This window comes from Paraburkholderia sp. EG304, from assembly GCF_046543485.1.
Classification (GTDB): Bacteria; Pseudomonadota; Gammaproteobacteria; order Burkholderiales; family Burkholderiaceae; genus Paraburkholderia; species Paraburkholderia youngii.
Genome location: NZ_JBKGUA010000043.1, coordinates 36742 through 58772 on the forward strand (window position 1 = coordinate 36742; position 22031 = coordinate 58772).

Annotated in this window: 17 protein-coding genes; 8 read left to right on the top strand and 9 right to left on the bottom strand. The window is 66.8% G+C overall.

Going from position 1 to position 22031, the window contains the following annotated elements; genetic code table 11:
* The first annotated feature begins 2 nt into the window (after positions 1-2).
* Genes ACLFKU_RS33135 through ACLFKU_RS33155 form a run of 5 tightly spaced genes read left to right on the top strand, consistent with a single transcriptional unit; the run spans position 3 to position 4957 of the window.
* Positions 3-491: a hotdog family protein gene (locus tag ACLFKU_RS33135; RefSeq protein WP_410851923.1), complete on the top strand. Its 489-nt coding sequence runs from the start codon at positions 3-5 to the stop codon at positions 489-491.
* On the top strand, positions 488-1213 hold the full coding sequence (locus tag ACLFKU_RS33140) for a 3-ketoacyl-ACP reductase FabG2 (RefSeq protein WP_410851924.1): 726 nt from the start codon (positions 488-490) through the stop codon (positions 1211-1213). Before ACLFKU_RS33135 ends, ACLFKU_RS33140 begins: the two co-directional genes overlap by 4 nt.
* Entirely contained in the window at positions 1213-2439 is a 1227-nt protein-coding gene (locus ACLFKU_RS33145) for a beta-ketoacyl-ACP synthase (RefSeq protein WP_410851925.1), read from the top strand. The genes ACLFKU_RS33140 and ACLFKU_RS33145 overlap by 1 nt, the downstream gene beginning before the upstream one ends.
* Positions 2436-3716: a beta-ketoacyl-[acyl-carrier-protein] synthase family protein gene (locus tag ACLFKU_RS33150; protein ID WP_410851926.1), complete on the top strand. Its 1281-nt coding sequence runs from the start codon at positions 2436-2438 to the stop codon at positions 3714-3716. Before ACLFKU_RS33145 ends, ACLFKU_RS33150 begins: the two co-directional genes overlap by 4 nt.
* The gene (locus ACLFKU_RS33155) at positions 3713-4957 is read left to right on the top strand and encodes an NAD(P)/FAD-dependent oxidoreductase (RefSeq protein ID WP_410851927.1); all 1245 of its coding nucleotides are present in this window, start codon (positions 3713-3715) and stop codon (positions 4955-4957) included. The genes ACLFKU_RS33150 and ACLFKU_RS33155 overlap by 4 nt, the downstream gene beginning before the upstream one ends.
* A gap of 35 nt (positions 4958-4992) precedes the next feature.
* On the opposite strand, the gene guaD is transcribed toward ACLFKU_RS33155, so the two are convergent.
* The 7 genes from guaD to ACLFKU_RS33190 form a co-directional block, all read right to left on the bottom strand.
* On the bottom strand, positions 4993-6357 hold the full coding sequence (gene guaD, locus ACLFKU_RS33160) for a guanine deaminase (protein WP_410851928.1): 1365 nt from the start codon (positions 6355-6357) through the stop codon (positions 4993-4995).
* Between the two features lie 145 nt (positions 6358-6502).
* Positions 6503-7552 carry an adenosine deaminase gene (locus ACLFKU_RS33165; RefSeq protein ID WP_410851929.1) on the bottom strand — a complete coding sequence of 350 codons (1050 nt, stop codon included), beginning with the start codon at positions 7550-7552 and terminating at the stop codon, positions 6503-6505.
* 47 nt (positions 7553-7599) lie between these two features.
* Complete coding sequence (xdhC, locus tag ACLFKU_RS33170; RefSeq protein WP_368584888.1) at positions 7600-8616, bottom strand: xanthine dehydrogenase accessory protein XdhC; 1017 nt, start codon at positions 8614-8616, stop codon at positions 7600-7602.
* Entirely contained in the window at positions 8597-11086 is a 2490-nt protein-coding gene (gene xdhB, locus ACLFKU_RS33175) for a xanthine dehydrogenase molybdopterin binding subunit (RefSeq protein ID WP_410851930.1), read from the bottom strand. The genes xdhC and xdhB overlap by 20 nt, the downstream gene beginning before the upstream one ends.
* Positions 11086-12624: a xanthine dehydrogenase small subunit gene (gene xdhA, locus ACLFKU_RS33180; RefSeq protein ID WP_410851931.1), complete on the bottom strand. Its 1539-nt coding sequence runs from the start codon at positions 12622-12624 to the stop codon at positions 11086-11088. Before xdhA ends, xdhB begins: the two co-directional genes overlap by 1 nt.
* Before the next feature lie 321 nt (positions 12625-12945).
* Entirely contained in the window at positions 12946-13455 is a 510-nt protein-coding gene (locus tag ACLFKU_RS33185) for a disulfide bond formation protein B (protein ID WP_368586800.1), read from the bottom strand.
* Positions 13456-13549: 94 nt separating this feature from the next.
* Positions 13550-14929, bottom strand: coding sequence for an amidase (locus ACLFKU_RS33190; protein ID WP_410851932.1), 1380 nt, complete (start codon positions 14927-14929; stop codon positions 13550-13552).
* Positions 14930-15142: 213 nt separating this feature from the next.
* On the opposite strand from ACLFKU_RS33190, the gene ACLFKU_RS33195 reads away from it, so the two are divergent.
* Complete coding sequence (locus ACLFKU_RS33195) at positions 15143-16900, top strand: cation:proton antiporter (RefSeq protein WP_368586798.1); 1758 nt, start codon at positions 15143-15145, stop codon at positions 16898-16900.
* A 127-nt stretch (positions 16901-17027) separates the two neighbouring features.
* The gene (locus tag ACLFKU_RS33200) at positions 17028-18479 is read left to right on the top strand and encodes a gamma-glutamyl-gamma-aminobutyrate hydrolase family protein (RefSeq protein WP_368586797.1); all 1452 of its coding nucleotides are present in this window, start codon (positions 17028-17030) and stop codon (positions 18477-18479) included.
* 77 nt (positions 18480-18556) lie between these two features.
* On the opposite strand, the gene ACLFKU_RS33205 is transcribed toward ACLFKU_RS33200, so the two are convergent.
* Together ACLFKU_RS33205 and ACLFKU_RS33210 are read right to left on the bottom strand one after the other, a co-directional pair.
* Entirely contained in the window at positions 18557-19024 is a 468-nt protein-coding gene (locus tag ACLFKU_RS33205) for a hypothetical protein (protein WP_410851933.1), read from the bottom strand.
* 685 nt (positions 19025-19709) lie between these two features.
* Positions 19710-20234, bottom strand: a complete 525-nt coding sequence (locus tag ACLFKU_RS33210; RefSeq protein ID WP_368586795.1) for a GNAT family N-acetyltransferase — start codon at positions 20232-20234, stop codon at positions 19710-19712.
* Between the two features lie 327 nt (positions 20235-20561).
* Here ACLFKU_RS33210 and ACLFKU_RS33215 point away from each other — a divergent pair, with 327 nt between their 5' ends.
* A complete protein-coding gene (locus ACLFKU_RS33215; protein WP_368586794.1) occupies positions 20562-21863 on the top strand; it encodes an MFS transporter in 1302 nt (433 codons plus the stop codon).
* The last annotated feature ends 168 nt before the right edge of the window (positions 21864-22031 follow it).

Here is a 22031-nt window from a genome sequence, read left to right on the forward strand (position 1 = left end):
GCATGACCACTCCGCCACTCACCGTCGAGCAACTCGTGCGTCAGCCGATCGAAGCGATCATCCCGCATCGCGGCAGCATGCTGCTGCTCGATGCGATCGACACGTTCGCCGACACCACGTTGAGCGCGTTCGCCCGCGTCGATCCGCACGCATGGTATGCCGACGCCGCCGGCGGGATGCCCGCGTGGATCGGCATCGAGCTGATGGCGCAGGCGATCGCCGCGCACATCGCGCTCGTCGCGATGCGCGGCGGCGGCCATGCGCGTCACGGTGTGCTGCTCGGTTCGCGCAGCTATCAGGCGTTGCAGCCGGCGTTCCGAAGCGGCGCGCGCTTGCACGTTCACGTGAGCGAACTGCTGCGCAGCGACGCAGGTCACAGCGCCTACGAATGCACGATCGACGACGGCGACGCGCGCTGCGCCGAAGCCGCGATCAAGGTGTATCAACCGCCCGATTTCCAGTCATTCATCGAAGGGAGTATCAGTACATGAGCCGGCGAGTTCTCATTACCGGCGCAAGCCGCGGCATCGGCCGGGCGATTGCGTACAAGTTGGCCGCCGACGGTTTCGCCGTGACCGTGCATTGCCGCACCGGACGCAGCGAAGCCGACGCGGTCGCGACGGGCATCGCCGCGCAGGGCGGCGCGGCGCGCGTGCTGCAATTCGACGTGCGCGAGCGCGCCGCGTGCCGCGAGGCGCTCGAAGCCGACGTCGCCGCTCACGGTCCGTACTACGGCATCGTGTGCAGCGCGGGGGTCACGCGCGACGCGGCGTTTCCGGCGCTCACCGAGGAAGACTGGGACGTCGTGATCGAAACCGGCCTCGATGCGTTCTACAACGTCGTGCATCCGCTGACGATGCCGATGGTGCGCGCGCGCCAAGGCGGCCGCATCGTCACGATCGCGTCGGTGTCGGGCGTGATGGGCAATCGCGGCCAGGTCAACTACAGCGCGGCGAAGGCGGGGCTGATCGGCGCGACCAAGGCGCTCGCGGTCGAACTCGCGTCGCGCAATATCACCGTCAATTGCGTCGCGCCGGGGCTGATCGAAACCGGCATGCTCGAACAGGGCACGGTCGACCACGCGCTGAAGACCGTGCCAATGAACCGCGTCGGCCAGCCGGCGGAGGTCGCGTCGGTGGTGAGCTTTCTGATGTCGGATGGCGCGTCGTACGTGACGCGCCAGGTGATCGGCGTGAACGGCGGGATGGTCTGATGAAGCGCGTCGTCGTCACCGGCATGGGTGGCGTGACCGCGTTCGGCGATAACTGGGACGCGGTCGAAGCGCGCCTGAAGCGCGGCGAGAACGCGGTGCGCCGCATGCCCGAGTGGGACTACTTCGAGTCGCTGCATACGCGCCTCGCGTGTCCGCTGCCCGGGTTCACGACCCCCGCGCATTACCCGCGCAAGAAGGTGCGCTCGATGGGCCCGGTGTCGCTGTACTCGGTGCGCGCGAGCGAACTCGCGCTCGCCGATGCAGGCCTCGCCGATGACACGACTATCGCCGACGGCCGCATGGGCGTCGCGTACGGTTCGTCGTCGGGCTCGGTGCAGCCGATCCGCGCGTTCGGCACGATGCTCGAAACCGGCTCGATGAACAACGTCACGTCGAACAGCTACGTGCAGATGATGCCGCACACGACGGCCGTCAACGTGAGCCTGTTCTGGGACCTCAAAGGCCGCATCATCCCGACTTCGTGCGCGTGCGCGTCGGGCAGCCAGGCGATCGGCTATGCGTACGAGGCGATCCAGTCCGGCAAGCAGACGCTGATGCTCGCGGGCGGCGCGGAAGAGTTGTCAGGTCCGGCAGTCGCCGTGTTCGACACGCTGTACGCGACCAGCACGCGCAACGACGAGCCGCATCTGACGCCGCGTCCGTTCGATGCCGCGCGCGATGGTCTCGTCGTCGGCGAGGGCGCGGCGACGCTGGTGCTGGAAGAGTACGAGCACGCAGTGGCGCGCGGCGCGCGGATTCATGCCGAGGTTGTCGGCTTCGGCTGCAACTCGGACGGCGCGCACATGACGCAACCGACCGCCGACACGATGGCGCTCGCGATGCGGCTCGCGCTGCGCGACGCGCAATTGCCGCCCGAAGCGATTGCCTATGTGAACGCGCACGGTACGTCGACCGATCGCGGCGACATCGCCGAAAGCCACGCGACCGCGCAGACCTTCGGCGCGCGCATGCCGATTAGCTCGCTGAAAAGCTATGTGGGCCATACGCTCGGCGCGTGCGGCGCGATCGAGGCGTGGTGGACGATCGAGATGATGAAGCGCAACTGGTACGTGCCGACGCTAAATCTCGACCACGTCGATCCGGCTTGCGTGCCGCTCGATTACATCGTCGGCGGCGCGCGCGAGATCGACGCCGAGTATGTGATGAGCAACAACTTCGCGTTCGGCGGCATCAACACGTCGCTGATTTTCCGGCGCGCTCGATGAGCGGCGGCTTGCAACGCGTGGTCGTGACCGGCATGGGCATCGTGTCGTGTCTCGGCAATACGCTCGACGAGGTCTGCGCGGCGTTGCGCGCGGGTCGCTCGCGCATCGAGCGTATCGACGCGTGGCGCGAGCGCGGATTTGCATCGCAGGTTGCCGGCGTCGCGTCGGTCGCGCAGGAGACGCCGTTCGAGCGCAAGCTCGATCGCTTCATGGGCGACACCGCGCGTTTCGCGTGCCACGCGGCGCGGCGCGCGATCGACGATGCGGGGCTCGACCTCGCTTCGTTGCAGTCGCCGCGTGCTGGCGTCGTGATCGGCTCGGGCGTCGGCACGCTCGCGAGCTACGACGCGGCACTCGCGATCGCGCAAACGCGCGGCGTCGACAAGGTGCCGCCGTACACGGTGCCGCACGCAATGAGCAGCACCGCGTCGGCGAACGTCGCGCAGATGTTCGGGCTCGAAGGCGTCAGCTATTCGCCGTCGTCGGCCTGCACGACGTCGGCGCTCGCGATCGGTCAGGCGATGCAACTGATCCAGACCGGCCGCCAGCAGATCGTGCTCGCAGGCGGCAGCGAAGCGCTGCACGACAACACGACGCTGATGTTCGACGCGATGGGCGCGTTGTCGCGCCGCTTCAACGACACGCCGCTGAGCGCATCGCGTCCGTACGACACGCAGCGCGACGGCTTCGTGATCGCATCGGGCGGCGGCGTGCTGGTGCTCGAAGCGCTCGATCATGCGCTCGCACGCGGCGCGCGTATCTACGCGGAGCTGACGGGCTTCGGCGATTGCACCGATCGCGCGGGCATGGTCGCGCCGCGTGCGGCCGGCATCGCGCGTGCGATGCGCGGCGCGCTCGCGCAGGCGGGGCGGCGTCCCGACTACGTGAACACGCATGCGCCGTCGACGCCGCTTGGCGATCTCGAAGAACTGCATGCGTTGCGCGACGTGTTCGATGCATCGGCGCAAGGGGTGCCCGCGTTTTCGTCGACCAAGGGCATGACAGGACATTCGATCGGCGCGTGCGGCGCGCACGAAGCGATCTATACGCTGCTGATGATGCGCGACGGCTTTATCACCGGCACCGCGCTGGTCGATACGCCCGAGCCGCAAGTGCGCGACATGCCGCTCGTGCGCGTCACGCGCGACGCGCGCATCGACACGGCGATGTCGGTTTCATTCGGGTTCGGCGGCAGTTGCGCGAGCCTGATGTTCGAAGCATGGCGCGGCGCGCATACGGCGCGGCCGCCCATGCAAACCGTTGGAGGAGTGATTTGAACAGCGATTCTTCAAAGCCGACCGTGGTCGACGTTGCGATCATCGGCGCGGGTCCGGCCGGCGCGGTAGCTGCGGCGCTATTGCGCAAGACGGGCCGCTCGGTGCTGGTACTGGAGCGGCAGCATTTTCCGCGCTTCTCGATCGGCGAGAGCCTGTTGCCGCAAAGCATGGCGTACCTCGAAGAGGCCGGCATGCTGCAGGCCGTCGTCGAGGCGGGTTTCCAGTACAAGAACGGCGCGCACTTTGTATATCGCGATCAGACCTCGTCGTTCGACTTCCGCGACAAGCATTCGCCTGGCTGGGGCACCACGTACCAGGTCGAACGCGCGCTGTTCGACGACGTGCTGATTCGCTGCGCGGCCGCGCAGGGCGCCGACGTGCGCTTCGGCCACACGGTGAGCGCAGTGCAGACTGGCGCGGCGCCTCTGCTCGACGTCGTCGATGAAGCGGGGCACACGTATCAGATCGAAGCGCGTTTCGTGCTCGATGCGAGCGGCTTCGGGCGCGTGCTGCCGCGCCTGCTGAACCTGGAGACCCCGACGCGCATGCCGACGCGCGCGGCATTGTTCACACACGTGCGCGACGGCCTCGCGCTCGACGACATCGATCGCAACAAGATCTGCATCGCGACGCATCCCGAGCGTCGCGACGTGTGGTTCTGGATGATTCCGCTCGCGGGCGGCCGTTCGTCGGTGGGGTGTGTGGCCGAGGCGAGTTTTCTCGACGTGCCGGAAGGAGAGCGCGAGGTGGCGCTGCGCGCGCTGATCCAGCAGGAGCCGACGCTGAACCGGCTGATCGGGCAGGCGCCGTTCCTGATGCCGGTGCGGAGAATCGGCGGCTACGCGGCGAACGTCGCGAGTCTGCACGGGCCGGGCTATGCGCTGCTCGGCAATGCGGGCGAGTTTCTCGATCCAGTGTTTTCGTCGGGGGTGACGATCGCGCTGCGCTCCGCGCATCTGGCGGCGCGCGCGCTGAACCGGCAGCTCGACGGCGAGACGGTGGACTGGTCAGCCGCTTACGACGTGCCGTTGCGCAAGGGCATCGACACCTTCCGCGCATTCGTCGAGCGCTGGTACACGGCCGAGCTGCAGGACATCATCTACTACCCGGAGCAGGTGACGCCGATCCGTCGGATGATCTGCGCGGTGCTCGCCGGTTATGCGTGGGACGAGTCGAATCCGTATGTCGCCGACCCGGTGCGGCGGCTCAACGCGTTGCACGAGGTGTGCAAGGCGGGCTGAGGCGCGCAGCGATCCGAGCCGCCTACGTCAAATGCTCAAGCCGCGATCTTCGCGCGCCCCGGTACGTGCTGGCGCGCGTCGTCGCGGCGATGCACGCGCTTGCCGGCCGCATACGTTTCGTACACCGCGCGATCGTCGCCGAGCAGCGCGAACGCGAACAACAACTCATCGAGCGATTCGCGCCGCGCGGTGCGGCGCGCGAGCAGCGGCGTCGCTTGCGGGTCGAGCACGACGAAGTCCGCTTCTGAGCCGTCCCGCAGCGTGCCAACCTTGTCGCCGAGATCGAGCGCATCTGCCGCGCCGGCGGTCGCCAGATAGAACATCCGCGTCGCGGTCAGATGATGGCCGCCGAGGCGCGCAACCTTATGCGCTTCGTTCATCGTCTGCAGCATCGAGAACGACGTACCGCCGCCGACGTCGGTCGCGAGCGCGATCGGCATGCCGGCCGAGTCGGCCTTCTCGAAGTCGAACAGCCCGCTGCCGAGGAACAGGTTCGACGTCGGGCAGTGCGACGCGAGCGCGCCAGTTTGCGCCATGCGTTTGCGGTCTTCGTCGTCGAGGTAGATGCAATGGCCGTACACCGCGCGACGGCGCAACAGCCCGTAGTGATCGTAAATGTCGAGATAGCTGCGGTGGCCGGGGAACAGCTCGGCGACCCATTTCACTTCGTCGGTGTTTTCCGCGACGTGGCTCTGGATGAATACGTCCGGATGCAGTCGCGCGAGCGCGCCGCAGGCTTCGAGCTGCGCTTCGGTCGAGGTCGGCGCGAAGCGCGGCGTCAGCGCGTACATCTGACGGCCGCGGTTGTGCCAGCGGCCGATCAGCTCGGCGCTGTCGTCGTAGCCCGATTGCGCGGTGTCGCGCAGGAACTCCGGGCAGTGGCGGTCCATCAGCACCTTGCCCGCGACCATGCGCAGATTGCGCGCTTCGCTCTCGGCGAACAGGGCATCGGCGGATTCCTTGTGCACCGTGCAGTACACGAGCGCGGTCGTCGTGCCGCAGGCGAGCAGTTCGTCGACGAAAAAGCTCGCGGTGTCGCGCGCGTGGTCGATGTCGGCGAAGCGGCGCTCGGTCGGGAACGTGTACGTATCGAGCCACGGCAGCAGACCCGGCGCCGGCGACGCGATCATGTCGGTCTGCGGATAGTGGATGTGCGTATCGATGAAGCCCGGCACGATCAGCTTGTCGCGCCGCTCAACGATCTGCGTGCCGGGCGCGAGCCGCGACGCGAGCGCCGCGTACGCGTCCGCTGCGACGACGCGGCCGTCTTCGACGATCAACAGACCGTCCTCGTGAAAGACAGCGGCGTTCGGCGCGTGCGCCGGATCGCCGTTGAAGGTCAACAGCGGCGCACGGAATGCAGTTTGTGCCGCTTGCGTGGTATGAGCCGATTCAGTCATGGAAAAGCTGTCTCCGAATGTTGAAAGCTGGGCGGCGCAGGCAGCGGTTGCCCCGTTCGGGGTCTTACCGATCCCCGAACGAAGCGAATCCGCTGGCCGCCGACGTCAGTCGAGGCCGGTCAGTTGAAATCCATTGACGCGCGGCTTACTGCCGCCAGTGCGCGTCTAGCTTAGCGATCAGCATCGCGCGTTCCTCGGGCGTCACGAACGACGCCTCGAAGCCGTTGCGGATGATCGTGTAGACCTCGGCGTCGTCGAGCTTCAACGCGTCGATCGTCGCCAGATAGTTCGCGTTCACGTAGCCGCCGAAATAGGCCGGATCGTCGGAATTGACGGTCACCGCGACGCCGCGATCGAGCAGATCCTTCAGCGTGTGTTTGGTCAGGTCGTCGAACACGCACAGCTTCAGGTTCGACAGCGGGCAAACGGTGAGCGCGACGCGCGTATCGGCGAGGCGCGTGACGAGCGCCGGGTCCTCGATGCTGCGCACGCCGTGATCGACGCGATCGACCTTCAGCACGTCGAGCGCTTCGTAGATGTAGGACGGCGGGCCTTCCTCGCCCGCATGCGCGACGAGCTTCAGACCGAGCGCGCGCGCCTTCGCGAACACGCGCTCGAACTTCGACGGCGGATGACCGCGCTCCGACGAATCGAGGCCCACGCCGATCAGCCGATGCTTGTACTGTTCGAAGAGGGGCAGCGCTTCGTCGAAGGTGGCGAGCGCATCGTCCTCGGACAGATGGCGCAGGAAACACAGGATCAGCTTGCTCGTGATGCCGCGCTTCTCCGCGTCGGCGAGCGCGCGTTCGATGCCGGCCACCACCGTTGCGATCCGCACGCCGCGCTCGGTGTGCGTCTGCGGGTCGAAGAAGATTTCGCTATGCACGACGTTGTCGGCGACGCAGCGCTCGACGTAGGCCATCGTCATGTCGTAGAAGTCCTGCTCGTGCAGCAGCACGCTCGCGCCCGCGTAGTAGATGTCGAGGAACGATTGCAGATCGGTGAACGCATAGGCGGCGCGCAAGGCTTCCACCGAGTCGTACGCGAGCTTCACGCCGTTGCGCTGCGCGAGCGCGAAAATCAGCTCGGGTTCGAGCGAGCCTTCGATGTGGATATGCAGCTCGGCCTTCGGTGCGCGCGCGGCTTTGTCGGCGAGCGTAACGACGGAAGCGGGGGTAGCGGTTGTCGTATTCATGGTGATTTGGAATTGTGTATGGGGAAGTGAGCGGCGCGGCTCGCGGATCAGACCGCCTGCGTCGCATGGCGCGCGCCCGCGTTCGCCTCGACCGCCTGCAGCACCTGCGCGGCCGCCGAGATCGCGATGACCTCGGGCGACTTGTCGACGATGCCGTCGACGCCGAGCGGACACTTCATCCGCGCGATCCGCGCCGGATCGATGCCGTGCGCCGCTAGCCGGTGCTCGAACTGCTTGCGCTTGGTGTGTGAGCCGATCATGCCGAAGAACGCGAAGTCGCCGCGCCGCAGGATGCGCTGGGCGAGGTCGAGATCGCGCGCGTGGTTGTGCGTCATCACGATGAAGTACGTGTTCGGCGCGGCCTGATCGATCGCTTCGTCGGGGGCGTCGTTCGCGTCGATCGTCACGTTCGGCGCGTGCAGCGTATCGAGCGGCGGAAACTGCGCGTCGCGCTCGTCGACCCAGCGCACCGTGCAGGGCAGCGTCGCGAGCACGCGCACGAGCGCCGCGCCGACGTGGCCGGCGCCGAACAGCACGACGGCGAATTCGCCCGGCGCGATGGTTTCGGTCAAGAGCGCGCTGCTGTCGTCGAAACCGGCGCCGTCCCACAGCAGGCAGTCGGCGGAGTCGATGCCGGGCTCGGGCTCGGACAGCATCACCGCATCCGGCGCGGGGCCGAATGATACGCTACGCACCGTCGATTGCCCCGCCGCGAGCCGCTTGGCGAGCGACGCGAGCCAGCCGAGATCGCCGACGTCGAGCCGCTCGAATGCGAGGATCACCGCGCCGCCGCAGCACTGCCCGAGGCTCGGCCCCAGCGCGAAGCGTTCGAGCCGCCGCATGTGCGGTGCGCGCATGCCGTCGCGCAGCACCTGGCGCGCGGTCTCGATCGCCTTCCATTCGAGGTGGCCGCCGCCGATCGTATGCTTGGCCGCGTCGCGCGTGACGATCATCTTCGTGCCGGCTTCGCGCGGCGCCGAACCTTCGACGCGCGCGACCGTCACCAGCACGGCGGCGTCGCCATGTGCGAGCAGATGTTGCAGGTCAGTGAGCCAGGCTTGCATCCGGCGATTCTCCTTGCGGGGCCGCGTCGGGTGTCGGCGCGGCGGGTGGCGTGGGGGTGTCGGCGCCGTCGGGATGCGCGGCGGCTGCGGTCGGATCTGCGTGCTGCGAAGCGTTCGACGCACTCAACGCATCCAGCGCGTCGAGTATCGCCTCGGGCGTCGCCGGCGCACGCAATGGCGGAGCATGTCGTGCGCCCGGCACCGCGGCTGCGATCGCGTCGCGAATCGCAAGAAACACCGAGAACGGCAGCAGCAACGGCGGCTCGCCGACGGCCTTCGAGCGGAATACGGTCGGCTCGGCATTGCTGTTGTCGTAGAGCCGCACGTGGAATGCGGCGGGCGTATCGCTGACCGCGGGAATCTTGTACGTCGACGGCGCGTGCGTCATCAGGCGGCCGTCGCGGTTCCACCACAGCTCTTCGGTGGTGAGCCAGCCCATGCCCTGAATGAAGCCGCCTTCGATCTGGCCGAGATCGATCGCCGGATTGATCGATTGGCCCGCGTCGTGCAACACGTCGGCGCGCACGAGCTTCCATTCGCCGGTCAGCGTATCGACGACGACCTCCGATACCGCCGCGCCATACGCAAAGTAATAGAACGGATGACCGGTCAGCGTCTTCGCATCCCAATGCACTTTCGGGGTCGCATAGAAGCCGTCCGACCACAACTGCACGCGCGCGAGATACGCGGCGTTGACGAGCTGTTCGAACGGCAGTGCACCGCCGTTCACCGATACGCTGCCGCGCGCGAACTGCACGTCGTTTGCGTCGCCGCCGAGCTGGCGCGCCGCGACTTCGGCGAGGCGGGCGCGGATCGTCTGCGCCGCCGCTTCGGCGGCCATGCCGTTCAGATCGCTGCCGGTGGAAGCCGCGGTCGCGGAGGTGTTGGCGATTTTCGACGTATCGGTCGCGGTCACCCGCACGCGCGATAGCGGCAAGCCGAACTGATTCGCGACCACTTGCGCGACTTTCGTGTTGAGCCCCTGACCCATCTCAGTGCCGCCGTGATTGACGAGCACGGAGCCGTCCTTGTACACGTGCACGAGCGCGCCGGCCTGATTCAGGAACGGCACGTTGAACGAGATGCCGAACTTGACCGGCGAAAACGCGAGACCGCGTTTGAGCACGGGACTCTTCGCATTGAATTCGGCGAGCGCCGCGCGGCGCGCGCGGTAGTCGCTCGAATCGAGCAGCGCGTCGGTCAGCGGCGCGATGATGTTGTCTTCGACGCGCTGTCCGTATGGCGTCGTATCGCGTTCGCCGACGCCGTAGTAATTCGCGAGCCGCACGTCGAGCGGATCTAGCCGCAACTCGCGCGCGATGCCGTCGAGTAGCACCTCCATCACGAGCGCGCCCTGTGGTCCGCCGAAGCCGCGAAACGCGGTGTTCGACTGCGTATTGGTCTTGCAGCACAGTGCGACGATATCGACGTCGGACAGGTAGTACGCGTTGTCGAAGTGGCATACCGCGCGCGTCGCGACCGCGCCGGACAGATCCGCCGAATAGCCGGCGCGCAGCGCGATTTCGACGCGTACGCCAAGCAGGCGGCCTTGATCGTCGAAACCCGCGTCGTATTCGTAGACCGCGTCGTGGCGCTTGCCGGTGATCAGGAAGTCGTCGTCGCGATCGGCGCGCAGCTTGACCGGCCGACGCAAGCGTTGCGCCGCGAGCGCGGCCACGCACGCGAATAGCGCCGATTGCGATTCCTTGCCGCCGAAACCGCCGCCCATGCGCCGGCATTCGCACACGACGTTATGCGCGGGCCAGTCGAGCATATGCGCGACCACTTGCTGCATTTCGCTCGGATGCTGCGTCGAACTGTAGACGAGCAAGCCGTCCATCTCCTTGGGCACCGCATAGGCGATCTGGCCTTCGAGATAGAACTGCTCCTGGCCGCCGACCTCGAACGTGCCGGCGAGCCGATGCGGCGCGGCGGCGATCTTCGCGTCCGGATCGCCGCGCCGCAGATGCAGCGGCGGCAGCACGAACTGCTTCGCGGCTTTGGCATCGGCGGCGGTGAGGATCGCGTCGAGCGGCTCGTAGCGGATCACGTCGTCGCTTTTCGCGAGCGCGGCCGCGCGGCGGGCGAGTTCGTGAGTTTCGGCGATCACCGCGAAGACGGGCTGGCCGAGGTACAGCACTTCGCCGTCGGCGAGGATCGGGTCGTCGTGCAGCACCGGGCCGCAATTATTTTCGCCGGGGATGTCGTCGGCGCTCAGCACCGCGATCACGCCGGGCGCGTTTCTGACCGCGTCGAGATCTATCGACACGATCCGCGCATGCGCATGGCGCGACAGGCCGAGCGCCGCGTGCAGCGTGCCGTGCAGCTCGGCGATATCGTCGGTGTAAGTCGCTTCGCCGCTCACGTGCAGCGCGGCGGATTCGTGCGGCAGCGGCACGCCGATCGACGCGTCGTCGCGATGCTCGGCACGCTCACCCGCGCGTTCGATAAAGGCATCGGTGCGGTTCATCACGGCGACTCCTTCGCGACGGTTGCGTCGGGCTCGAACGCGAACGCGTTGACGTCGCACAGCGCGAGCGGCGCGTCGTCGCGCGTTTCGAGGTAGAAGCGCCACAGCAGATTGCGCGCGACCTTCAGCCGATACGCGCTGGACGCGCGCATGTCGGTGAGCGGCTGGTAATCGGCGGCGAGCGCGTCCATCGCGCGGCGGGCCGTCTCATCGTTCCACGCCGCGCCGTCGAGCACGGCTTCGGCATGCGCGGCGCGCTTCGGTGTCGCCGCCATGCCGCCGAACGCGACGCGGGCCGCGCGGATCGTGCCGTCTTGCGCGACGTGCAACGCAAACGCCGCGCACACCGCCGAGATGTCCTGGTCGTAACGCTTCGCCACCTTATAGGTGCGAAACCGCAGTGCGCCGGCCGGACGCGGCACGCGCAGCGCGCTGACGAATTCACCGGCCGCGAGCGCGGTCTTCTGATAGCCGAGGTAGAACGCATCGAGCGGCAGCGTGCGGGTCGTGCGATCGCGGCGCAACTCGACCTCGGCGCCGAGCGCGAGCAGTGCCGGCATCGAATCGCCGATCGGCGAGCCGTTCGCGACGTTGCCACCGAGCGTGCCCGCATTGCGGATCGGCAGCGATGCGAAGCGGGTCCATAGTTCGGCGAGCTCGGGATAGTCGGCGGTGAGCGCCGCGTACGCGTCTTCGAGCGAGACCGCCGCGCCGATGGTCAGCGTTTGCGCGTCGCGCGCGATCGTTTTCAACTCGGCGACGTTGCCGATGTACAGCAGGTCGCCGAGATCGCGAAACTGCTTGGTGACCCACAAGCCGACGTCGGTGCTGCCCGCGACGATGCGCGCGTCCGGATGCTGCGCGCGCAGCGTCGCGAACGCGTCGAGCGTGAGCGGGGCGTGGAAGGCGGGTGAGCCGAATGTGGCGCCACGGCTGTCGGGCGCGCTGTATTCGAACGTGTCTTTGCGTTGCAGCGTGCGCAGCGTGGCGGCGATCGCATCGCGATCGAGCGAGACGCGCGGATGCTGCGCGTAGTCGAACATCTTCTGCGCGGCATCGATGATCGGCCGGTAGCCGGTGCAGCGGCACAGATTGCCGGACAGCGCGGCGTCGATTTCGTCGCGGGTCGGCAGGCCGGCGCTGGCGGGCTGGTTTTCGTAGAGCGCCCACATCGACATCACGAAGCCGGGCGTGCAGAAGCCGCATTGCGAACCGTGACAGTCGACTAGCGCCTGCTGCACCGGATGCAGCGCGCCGTTCGCGGCGCGCAGGTCTTCGACGGTGAAGAGGGCGCGGCCGTCGAGCGTCGGCAGGAACTGGATGCAGGCGTTGATCGCCTTCAGCGCGAGTTCGCCGCGCGCGTCGAGTTCGCCGATCACGACCGTGCACGCGCCGCAGTCGCCTTCCGCGCAGCCTTCCTTGGTGCCGGTGCAGCGTAAGTCCTCGCGCAGGTGCTGCAGCACGGTGCGCGTCGCCGGAACGCCCGCGACCTCGCGGACGGACCCCTGGTGATATAAGCGGATGGTTTGCGTTGTCATGGCGAATCGGAAGACAGTGCGGACCGGGCGCGCGTTACGCATGGGGTCGCAAAAGCCGGCCTCGCGCACGTAGATCGCCATCCATACCCGAAGATAGCACTACGCCGGCCCGAAAATATTTCCCGCGTCGCATGAAGCTCATGCGGCGGCGATCATGATCCTGGTACGATTCGCGCGGCAGCGAGAAGTTGCGCGCGCGGGGCGGCGGGCGACCACAATGGTGCGCGATCGGTGAACATCACGCAGAAAAAAACGCCGGACTTCGGTGGCCCGAGCATCGGCGACACGAAGTCCGGCGTCATTGGCAATGCGGATCGGTCGTCAGGACACCCGATGGCGATTGCGCACCAGGCTCAGCATCAGCGCGGCGAACGCGACGATAAACGCGACCCCCGACCACATCGGCAGCGTGAGCCCGAGAATCGGCGGATACGCGGTTTCGCACAGGCCCGCCACCTTGAACACGCTCGGCAGCCAGTGGGCGGGCGGCAGGCTGTCGACGATCGGCTGCAGCGCGTCGAAGCCGCAGCTGAAGCCAGGATTCGCCTGGATATACACATGGCGCGCGGCGGTGGCGATGCCGGCGAGCGCCGACAGCGCAGCCATCACTTCGAGCAGGCGCACGCCGCGCCAGTTCTTGAAGCGCGCGCCGAGGAACGCGAAGATCGCGATCAGCAGAAAGAAATAGCGCTGGATGATGCACAGCGGGCACGGGTCTTCGCGCAGGCCGAACTGCAGGTACAGCGCACCGCCTACGAGGGCGAGACAGATCAGGCCGAGCAGATTCAGCAGGGTGCGCTCGCGGCGCAGCATCGCGGAGTCGTTAGTCATGGATCTTCGATTGGTCTGGAGACGATAGAGCGGGTGCCGGCGATTCTAGCGCGAACGCCTTTCGCGCCGCTTATCGCCTGACGATTGCCGCGCTTTAACGGATCGCGTTCAACACCGCCTCGGCCGCGCGGCCGATTGCTAGCAGCGCGTCGTCGGCGTGCGGCGCGCCCGCCAGCATCAGGCCGACCGGCGCGTCGCCGCGCAGATGGCACGGCAGCGACAGCGCGCAGCTATCGAGGAAGTTGAATGCGCTCGGGTTGCGCAGGATCAGCGCGTTAGTGTGGCCGAACGTGTCGTCGTCGTGCAGCAGGTCGGCGAGGCGCGGCGGCACGACCGGCACCGTGGGCGCGACGACCGCATCGAAACGCTGCCACAGCGTGCGCGCGGCTTCGTCGAGCATCGCGGCGCGCTCGGCGAGCAGGTCCAGATAGTCGACCGCGGTGGCCGGCTGTCCTTTCATGATGCGCACGAGCACGCGCGGGTCGTACTGCTCGCGATGCTTGTCGAGCAGCGGGCGATGCCACGCATATGCCTCGATCGGCGAAAAGCCGAAGCGGTTGATTTCCGGCAGGCGGTCGAGCGGGGCGAAGCGTACCTCGCTGACGATCGCGCCGGCAGCCTCCAAATGCTTGAGCGCGGTGTCGATCGCGCGCGCGACTTCGGGCTCGACGCCGTCGGTCACGAAGTTGGTCAGCACGCCGAGGCGCACGCCTTCGAGCGGCCGCGCGGCCGGGATGCGTGGCTCGAGCCCGGCGAGCATCCGGTCGACCAGCGCGCAGCAGGCGACCGATACGCCGATCGGCCCGAACGAATCGAGCGTCGACGACAGCGGCACGCCGCCTTGCTTCGGGATGCGCGCGGCGGTCGGCTTGAAGCCGGTCAGCCCGCACAGCGCGGCCGGAATGCGGATCGAGCCGCCGGTGTCGGTGCCGAGCGCGACCGCAGCCATGCCATCGGCGACCGACGCCGCCGCGCCCGACGACGAGCCGCCCGAAACCCGCTCGTCGCCCTTCACGCCGCGCCGGTACGGCGACAACGGATGGCCGTAGTGCGGATTCAGTCCGAGCCCGGAAAACGCGAACTCGCTCATGTTGGTGCGCCCGACGATCACCGCGCCGGCCCGCTTCAGCCGCGCGACCGCGACCGCGTCGGCTTTCGCGGGTGGCGCATCGGCGAGCACGACCGAACCCGCGCGGGTCCGCTGGCCTTCGATGTCGAACAGGTCCTTGACCGATACCGGAATCCCGGCAAGCGGCGACAGCACGGTGCCGGCCGCGCGCAGGCGGTCGTGCGCGTCGGCGGCGGCGCGCGCGGCATCGGCGTCGACGTGCATGAAGACGGCGGCGCCCTGGCCGGCAGGATCGGCGATTCGCTCGAGCGCGGTTTCGACGAGCGCACGGCTGGTGGTGCGGCCGGCGGCGAGATCGGCGGCGAGCTGGGCAAGCGGCGGGAACGGGGCGAAGTCAGTGGCCATGATGTCGGTAGAGATCCGGTTGAGCGCGGCTCGGGCGCGTGAGCGGGGCGGTGTCGAGCCAACGGAAAGGTCCGTCCGCATTGTAGAGCAAGGTTTTGCGGCCGAGCGGCCTGCTAGGGCCGGCGCGGCGCGGCGCGCGAATTCGCCAAAAACATCGCCGGGCCGTTTGTTACACTGCGCCTTCCGAGATTACCGTTTGTAAGGAAAGCGCTCATGCACCATGGCATTGGCTTCATCCAGGATCTGGCCGTCGTGATGGCGCTGGCGGGCGTCGTCACCGTGCTGTTCCATCGCCTGAAGCAGCCGGTGGTGCTCGGCTATATCGTGGCCGGCGTGATCATCGGACCGTACACGCCGCCGTTCCAGCTGATCCACGACGAACAGACGATTCAGACGCTCGGCGAGCTGGGCGTCGTGTTCCTGATGTTTTCGCTGGGCCTCGAATTCAGCCTGCGCAAGCTGTTCAAGGTCGGCGCGACCGCGATCGTCGCCGCGCTGTCCGAGATCGTGCTGATGCTGTGGATCGGCTACGCGATCGGCAATGCATTCGGCTGGAGCCCGATGGATTCGCTGTTCCTCGGTGCGATCCTCGCGATTTCGTCGACGACGATCATCGTGAAGGCGCTGTCCGACCTCGGACTCAAACGCGAAAGCTTCGCCCAACTCGTGTTCGGCATTCTGATCGTCGAGGACATTCTCGGCATCGCGATGCTCGTGCTGCTGACCGGCATCGCGCAGACCGGGCAGTTGTCCGCCGGGCTCGCGGCCGTCACGCTCGGCAAGCTGCTGCTGTTCATGACGGTGTCGCTGCTGGTCGGCGTGCTGCTCGTGCCGCGCGCGCTGAACTACGTCGCGCGCACCGGCAGCAGCGAGATGATGCTGGTGTCCGTGCTCGGCTTCTGCTTCGGCTTCTGTCTGCTGGTCGTCAAGCTCGATTACAGCATCGCGCTCGGCGCGTTTCTGATCGGCGCGATCATGGCGGAGTCGCGCCATCTGCATCGGATCGAGCATCTGATCGCGCCGCTGCGCGACGCGTTTTCCGCGATCTTCTTCGTGACGATCGGACTGATGCTGAACCCGGCCGTGATACTCGACTACGGATGGCCGATCGCCGTGATCACGCTCGCGGTGATCGTCGGCAAGATCGTGTCGTGCGGGCTCGGCGCGTTTCTGTCGGGGCAGGACGGGCGCACGTCGATGCGCGTCGGCATGACCGTGTCGCAGATCGGCGAGTTCTCGTTCATCATCGCGACGCTCGGTTTGACGTTGAAGGTGACGAGCGGGTTTCTGTATCCGATCGCGGTCGCCGTGTCGGCGTTGACCACGCTGACGACACCCTATCTGATCCGCGTCGCCGATCCGCTGACGCGTCGCATCGCGAACGCGATGCCCGCCACCTTATCCAACGCGTTCGGCATGTACGGGCAATGGCTGCGCAGTTTGATCGCGGCGCGCGGCGAGCCGACGCTGATCAGCATGACGCGGCGCATCGTATTGCAGATCGCGGTGAATCTCGCGCTCGTCGCGGCGATTTTCCTCGTCGTGTCGTATAGCGCGCCGCATAGCGGCCGGCTGCTCGCGCACTGGCTCGACGAGGAGCCTTTGCAACGCGTCGTGCAGTGGAGTGTCGCGCTGCTGGTGTCGCTGCCGTTCCTCGTGGCCGTGTATCGCAAGACCAAGTCGCTCGCGCTGCTGCTCGCCGAAGTCAGCGTGCAGCAGACTACCGCAGGGCGCTTCACCAGCGCGCTGCGTCACGCGATCGCCGATCTCGTGCCGATCGTGTCGATGATCGGCGTGTTTCTGCTGGTGGCGGCGTTGTCTGGCAGCATCCTGCCGCCGACGGGCCTGCTCGTCGCGGTGCTCGTGTGCGCCGCGCTGCTGCTCACGCTCGTGTGGCGATGGTGCGTGAAGATTCACGCGTCGATGCAGATCGCGTTGCGGGAGACTTTCGATGAGCGGCCAGACCCTTGATTCAGAGGGTTTGTGTAAGGCCTCGCAACAATGTGAGTAATTGTTTGCGGGTTTGCCGGGCCTGCTGCACTGACGGATAATCAGGGCATATTCATTCGTTCGCGCGGAAGGCGCCCGTCCGACAGTCATGAGCGACAAACCCGAAAACGCCGGCACGACCGGCAGTCCACAGCCGAGCTCGCCCGCGCCGAGCGGCACGCCGGCGGCACCGGCCCCCTCGCTTCCTCCGTCGCATGAAGATGCCACCCAGTCGGCCGCCAAAGATACGAGCCCGGCCGCCGAGGAGGCGACCGCGCGGTCGTCGACCGACGATCCGATCAGCGCATCGTCAGTCACTCGCGAAGATCCGCGCACGGCGCGGCTGCGCGACGCGGTGGAGGCACGCAGCGCCGCCGCCGAATCGACCGCGCGCCAGGAAGCCGCGGTGCACGAGCGCGAAGCGCGGCGCGCCGGTAAGCATGCCGGCGGCGCGACCCCGGTGAAACCCGAGCCAGCCGTCAAACCGACGCCAGCCGCCGGCGCGCCCCGAGTGGGTGGCGGCCTCAGCGCCGCGGACGTCGCCACCGACGGCGAAATCGCCACCGAGGAAGCCGCCGCGCCCGCGGCGCGGGCGCCCGGCTCGCCGCCGCCCGGATTCGGCGCGGCACCCGATTTCAGCGCCACCAATCCGCCGCCGCCCAATGCGCTTCCGCCGTCGCCGCCGCGTTATCTGAAGCAGAGCGATTCGGCGTGGAGTGTGTTCGGCCGTATCATCGCGGCGCGCGCGCGGCAGCTGTTCGATCGCGCGGGACAGCGGATCACGCAGCGCACGCTGCGCATCGGCGTGTCGGCGCGCATCTTCCACCCGGAACCGGGCGCGAAGGGCTTGCGCGGCAAGACGCTGCAGTATCTGGAGGAGTCGATCGCGCACTGGGTGATGTCGCGCGACGTGCTGGTGTTCATGATCCCGACCGTCGGTCATCAGGGCATGCTGCACCCGAGCAACATCCGTCTGCGCGACTACGCGAAGCATCTCGACGGCCTGCTGCTGCAAGGCGGCGCCGACGTGTCGCCGCAGACCTATGCGGAAACTGCGACGAGCCACGAATGGCCCGGTGACCGCGTGCGCGACATGTACGAGCTCGAACTGCTGCACGAGTTCGTCGAATCGGGCAAGCCGGTGCTCGGCGTGTGCCGCGGTTGCCAGCTGATCAACGTCGCGTTCGGCGGCACGCTGTATCAGGACATCGCGACCGATGTGCCTACCGCGAACGCCCACGTCAACGAGAACTACGATCAGCACCGGCACGGCGTGCATTTTCCCGATGGCTCGACGCTGCTGAACATGTTCCCCGGCCGCCGCGACGCGATCGTCAACTCGATCCACCATCAGGCGGTGAAGACGCTGGGCCGCGATCTGAATATCGAGGCGGTGTCGGCGTCGGACGGCATCATCGAGGCCGTGCGCTATCGGCGCGCGCCGTTCGTGATGGGCGTGCAGTGGCATCCGGAGTTTCATCGCGCGGGCGGGCCGGAGCTGCTCGATTGCACGCCGCTGCTCGATACGTTCCTGCGGGTCGCGCGGGAGACGCGGTTTTAAGCAGGGCGGGTTCGCGTTGGCCCGACGGGGCCATCCCATCCATCTGACGCACTGCCACGCTATGTGGCAGGCGGCGATCATTGCGCGAATTGTTCCGGGATTTCGGTGACGCGTCTCTGCGATATGTGATTCATCCACTCGGTGCTGTCCGCCAACCGATTGTTCGACACGGTGGAGCGCGGCAGCGTCGCGGCGTCGCGTGAAGACATCATCGCCAAGGTCGTCACATCAGCGTATTCGTCCTCGCCGAACCGGGTTCGAACGCGCGCTTCATGCGATGACTCATTCGCGGCATGGCGATTTACCGAAAGCGGATGCGTTTGTGCGTGAAGCGCACGACGTGCACGATGCGCAGGTGACGAGTGAATCGCATCACGCGGCGTGCGCACATGTCGCGTGGTGGTGCGCTCAGGCAATGCCGCTATGCGCGCGGGGGCGGCGGCCACGTCGACAGGTAATGGTGGAAGCAAAGGCGCCGCTGTGACGGCCTCGGCAATCACCGGCGCATCACGACGCGGTATCAAAGCTTGCGCCGACTTCAGCATGCCAGATGCGATGTGCCGCGGCGGCAGAGGCTGATCGACGATCCACCACACTAGCGCCGCGACACAGCCGATTACCCCGGCACTCGCCGCGACCGTACGTCGATTCCACACTGAGCGCCGCTGCGCGATTCGCGGCGAGCGGGCCTTGAGCGCAATACGCATTGGACCCTGAGGCACCTTCCGTTGCATAGCGGGACGCGTCACCGTCGCGGTATGCGCCGCTTCCGAGGCATGCTGCGTTGCGTCCGCGACAGGCGCCTCGGCCGGACGTTTCACGCCGCTCAGCGCGCCGTCGATCGACACCCTCTGCCCATACGACAGCAACGGCTGATCCCTGATGCAGACGGTGCGCAGCAGCGCGGCATATAGCGAATCGAATCCGGCTCGCCAGCACTGTGTGTCCGGCAGCAATGCCCAATCGCGGCCGAACGGTTCGGACAGTTGATTGAGCGGACGGAGAGGGGGAAGGGCGAATGCGCCTTCGATCGAGGTGAGCGGCGTGCTGGGCATCGGTTTCTTCCGGTGCCTCGTGACAAGGACGACCGGTGAGGCAGTGACGGAATCTGTATGGGACCGATGAAGCCATCGGCGACAGAAAATCGTGCCTCGAAACTACCTTGTCCAACCTTCAGATGACTCCGAAAACGGGGACATCACAGGCTGCACGCACACTCGACTTCGATGTTCAGGGCTTCAACCGGTACACGTAGCGCAGCGCGGTGATATCGACGCCGCCCATATGGTCGGGCTCTGCGCCGACCAACTGCCAGCCGTGCCGCTCGTAAAAGCCGATCGCCGCCGTATTGCCTTCGAGCACGTACAGATATAGCTGGGCCTCGCCTTGCGCGCGGGTCCAGTCAACGGCTGCGTGCATCAGCGTTTTGCCGACGCCAATGCCCTGATAACCGGGTAGTGCATGCAGGTTGTCGAGCAGCACGCCCCATGCGGACTCGGGCTGTCGCTCGACACACACGAAGCCGATCGGCTCGCCGGCCAACTCGGCGATCAGCACGATGCGGCGCTCGCTGCCCGGCGCGCCGAGACGCGCTTCCCAATAGGCGGCGCGCTCGCGCGTGACTTCGCCATCGAGGAACGCGTCGGGCAACAGACCGCGATAGGTCGCCTGCCAGCTGGCGCTGTGGATCGACGCGATCAGCGCGGCGTCCTCGAGCGTGGCGGGGCGCAGGGAAAGAGCAGGGGTGGTTTGCATCGGAGTAGTCAACTGAATGGCCTCGCGCGGACAGTCTACCGCCGCCCGCCGGAGTCGCGCGTAAGCAAACTGTATGCGTTTCGCGTCGACCTTATCAGCAGTAACATTACGTGGCATCGGCCCCGCATCAAGCTCAGCGTTTACCCTCATCCCGGATGAACGCCGTGGGCAGCAGAATGCGGCGCCCCCGGGCGCGCTTCGCAAATCGATAACCGCGTGTCCGCCTGCGGGATCCGCTTGCCAATCGCAGTGGATCGTTCCAACTGCCCGCTCGTCACCGTCCGCGTCGATCCGTGCGACTGGGCGGCGGGCCTCTCCGAGACCGTCATGTCTACCGCGACCCACGCCGCTTCTAAAACCGAAGAATCCAAGGTCAAGACAGTGTTCCGCGTCGTCAGCGGCAACTTTCTTGAGATGTACGACTTCATGGTCTACGGCTATTACGCTTCCGCGATCGCCAAGACCTACTTCCCGAGCGGCAGCGATTTCGCGTCGCTGATGCTGTCGCTGTCCGTGTTCGGCGCGGGCTTCCTGATGCGTCCACTCGGTGCGATCGTGCTCGGCGCCTACATCGACCATCACGGCCGTCGCAAAGGCCTGATCCTCACGCTGAGCCTGATGGCGCTCGGCACGCTGACGGTCGCGACGATACCGGGCTACGCGACCATCGGGCTCGTGGCGCCCGTGCTCGTGCTGTTCGGGCGACTGCTGCAAGGTTTCTCGGCCGGCGCCGAGCTCGGCGGCGTGTCGGTGTATCTGTCGGAGATCGCGACGAAGGGCAACAAGGGCTTTTATTGCTCGTGGCAGTCGGGCAGCCAGCAGGTCGCGGTGGTATTCGCCGCGCTGATCGGCGTGATGCTCAACAAGATTCTGCCCGCCGACCAGATGTTCGCGTGGGGCTGGCGCGTGCCGTTCCTGATCGGCTGTCTGATCGTGCCGTTCCTGTTCATCATCCGCCGCTCGCTGCAGGAGACCGAGGAGTTCGCGGCGCGCAAGCATCGTCCGGGCATGGGCGAGATCCTGAAGTCGATGGCCGCGAACTATTCCGTAGTGCTGGGCGGCATGGGCATGGTCGTCATGACGACCGTGTCGTTTTACATGATCACGGCTTATACGCCGACTTTTGGCAAGGAGGTGCTGAAGCTGACGGCGATCGACGCACTGGTCGTCACCGTCTGCGTCGGTATCTCGAATCTGATCTGGCTGCCGGTGTCCGGCGCGTTGTCGGATCGCATCGGCCGCCGTCCGGTGCTGCTTGCGTTCACGATCCTGACGATCCTCACCGCGTATCCGGCGCTGCAATGGCTCGTCGCCGAACCGTCGTTCGCGCGTCTGTTGGTCGTGCAGCTGTGGCTGTCGTTCCTGTACGGCAGCTACAACGGCGCGATGGTCGTCGCGCTGACCGAAGTGATGCCGGTCGAAGTGCGGACCGCCGGCTTCTCGCTCGCGTACAGTCTCGCGACGACGATCGGCGGCTTCACGCCGGCCATCGCCACGCTGCTGATCCACGTGACCAACAACAAGGCGGCGCCGGGCCTGGTTCTAGGCGTGGCGGCGATCTGCGGTCTGCTCGCGACGCTGTTCCTGTATCGCACGCCGGAGTCGCGCAATCAGTATCGGGCGGCCTGACGGGTTCGCTTCGTGTTCTGAGAACAGAAAACCCCGCGAAGGCGGTAATGCCGTTCAGTTAAGGTCTTTCCGAAGATATCGAACGGTATAGCGAGCAGGACGGGACTTGACGGCCCGGTCGCATTGTCGACCGGGCCGTTTTACGTTGATGAGCAGCTTGAGGTGTTC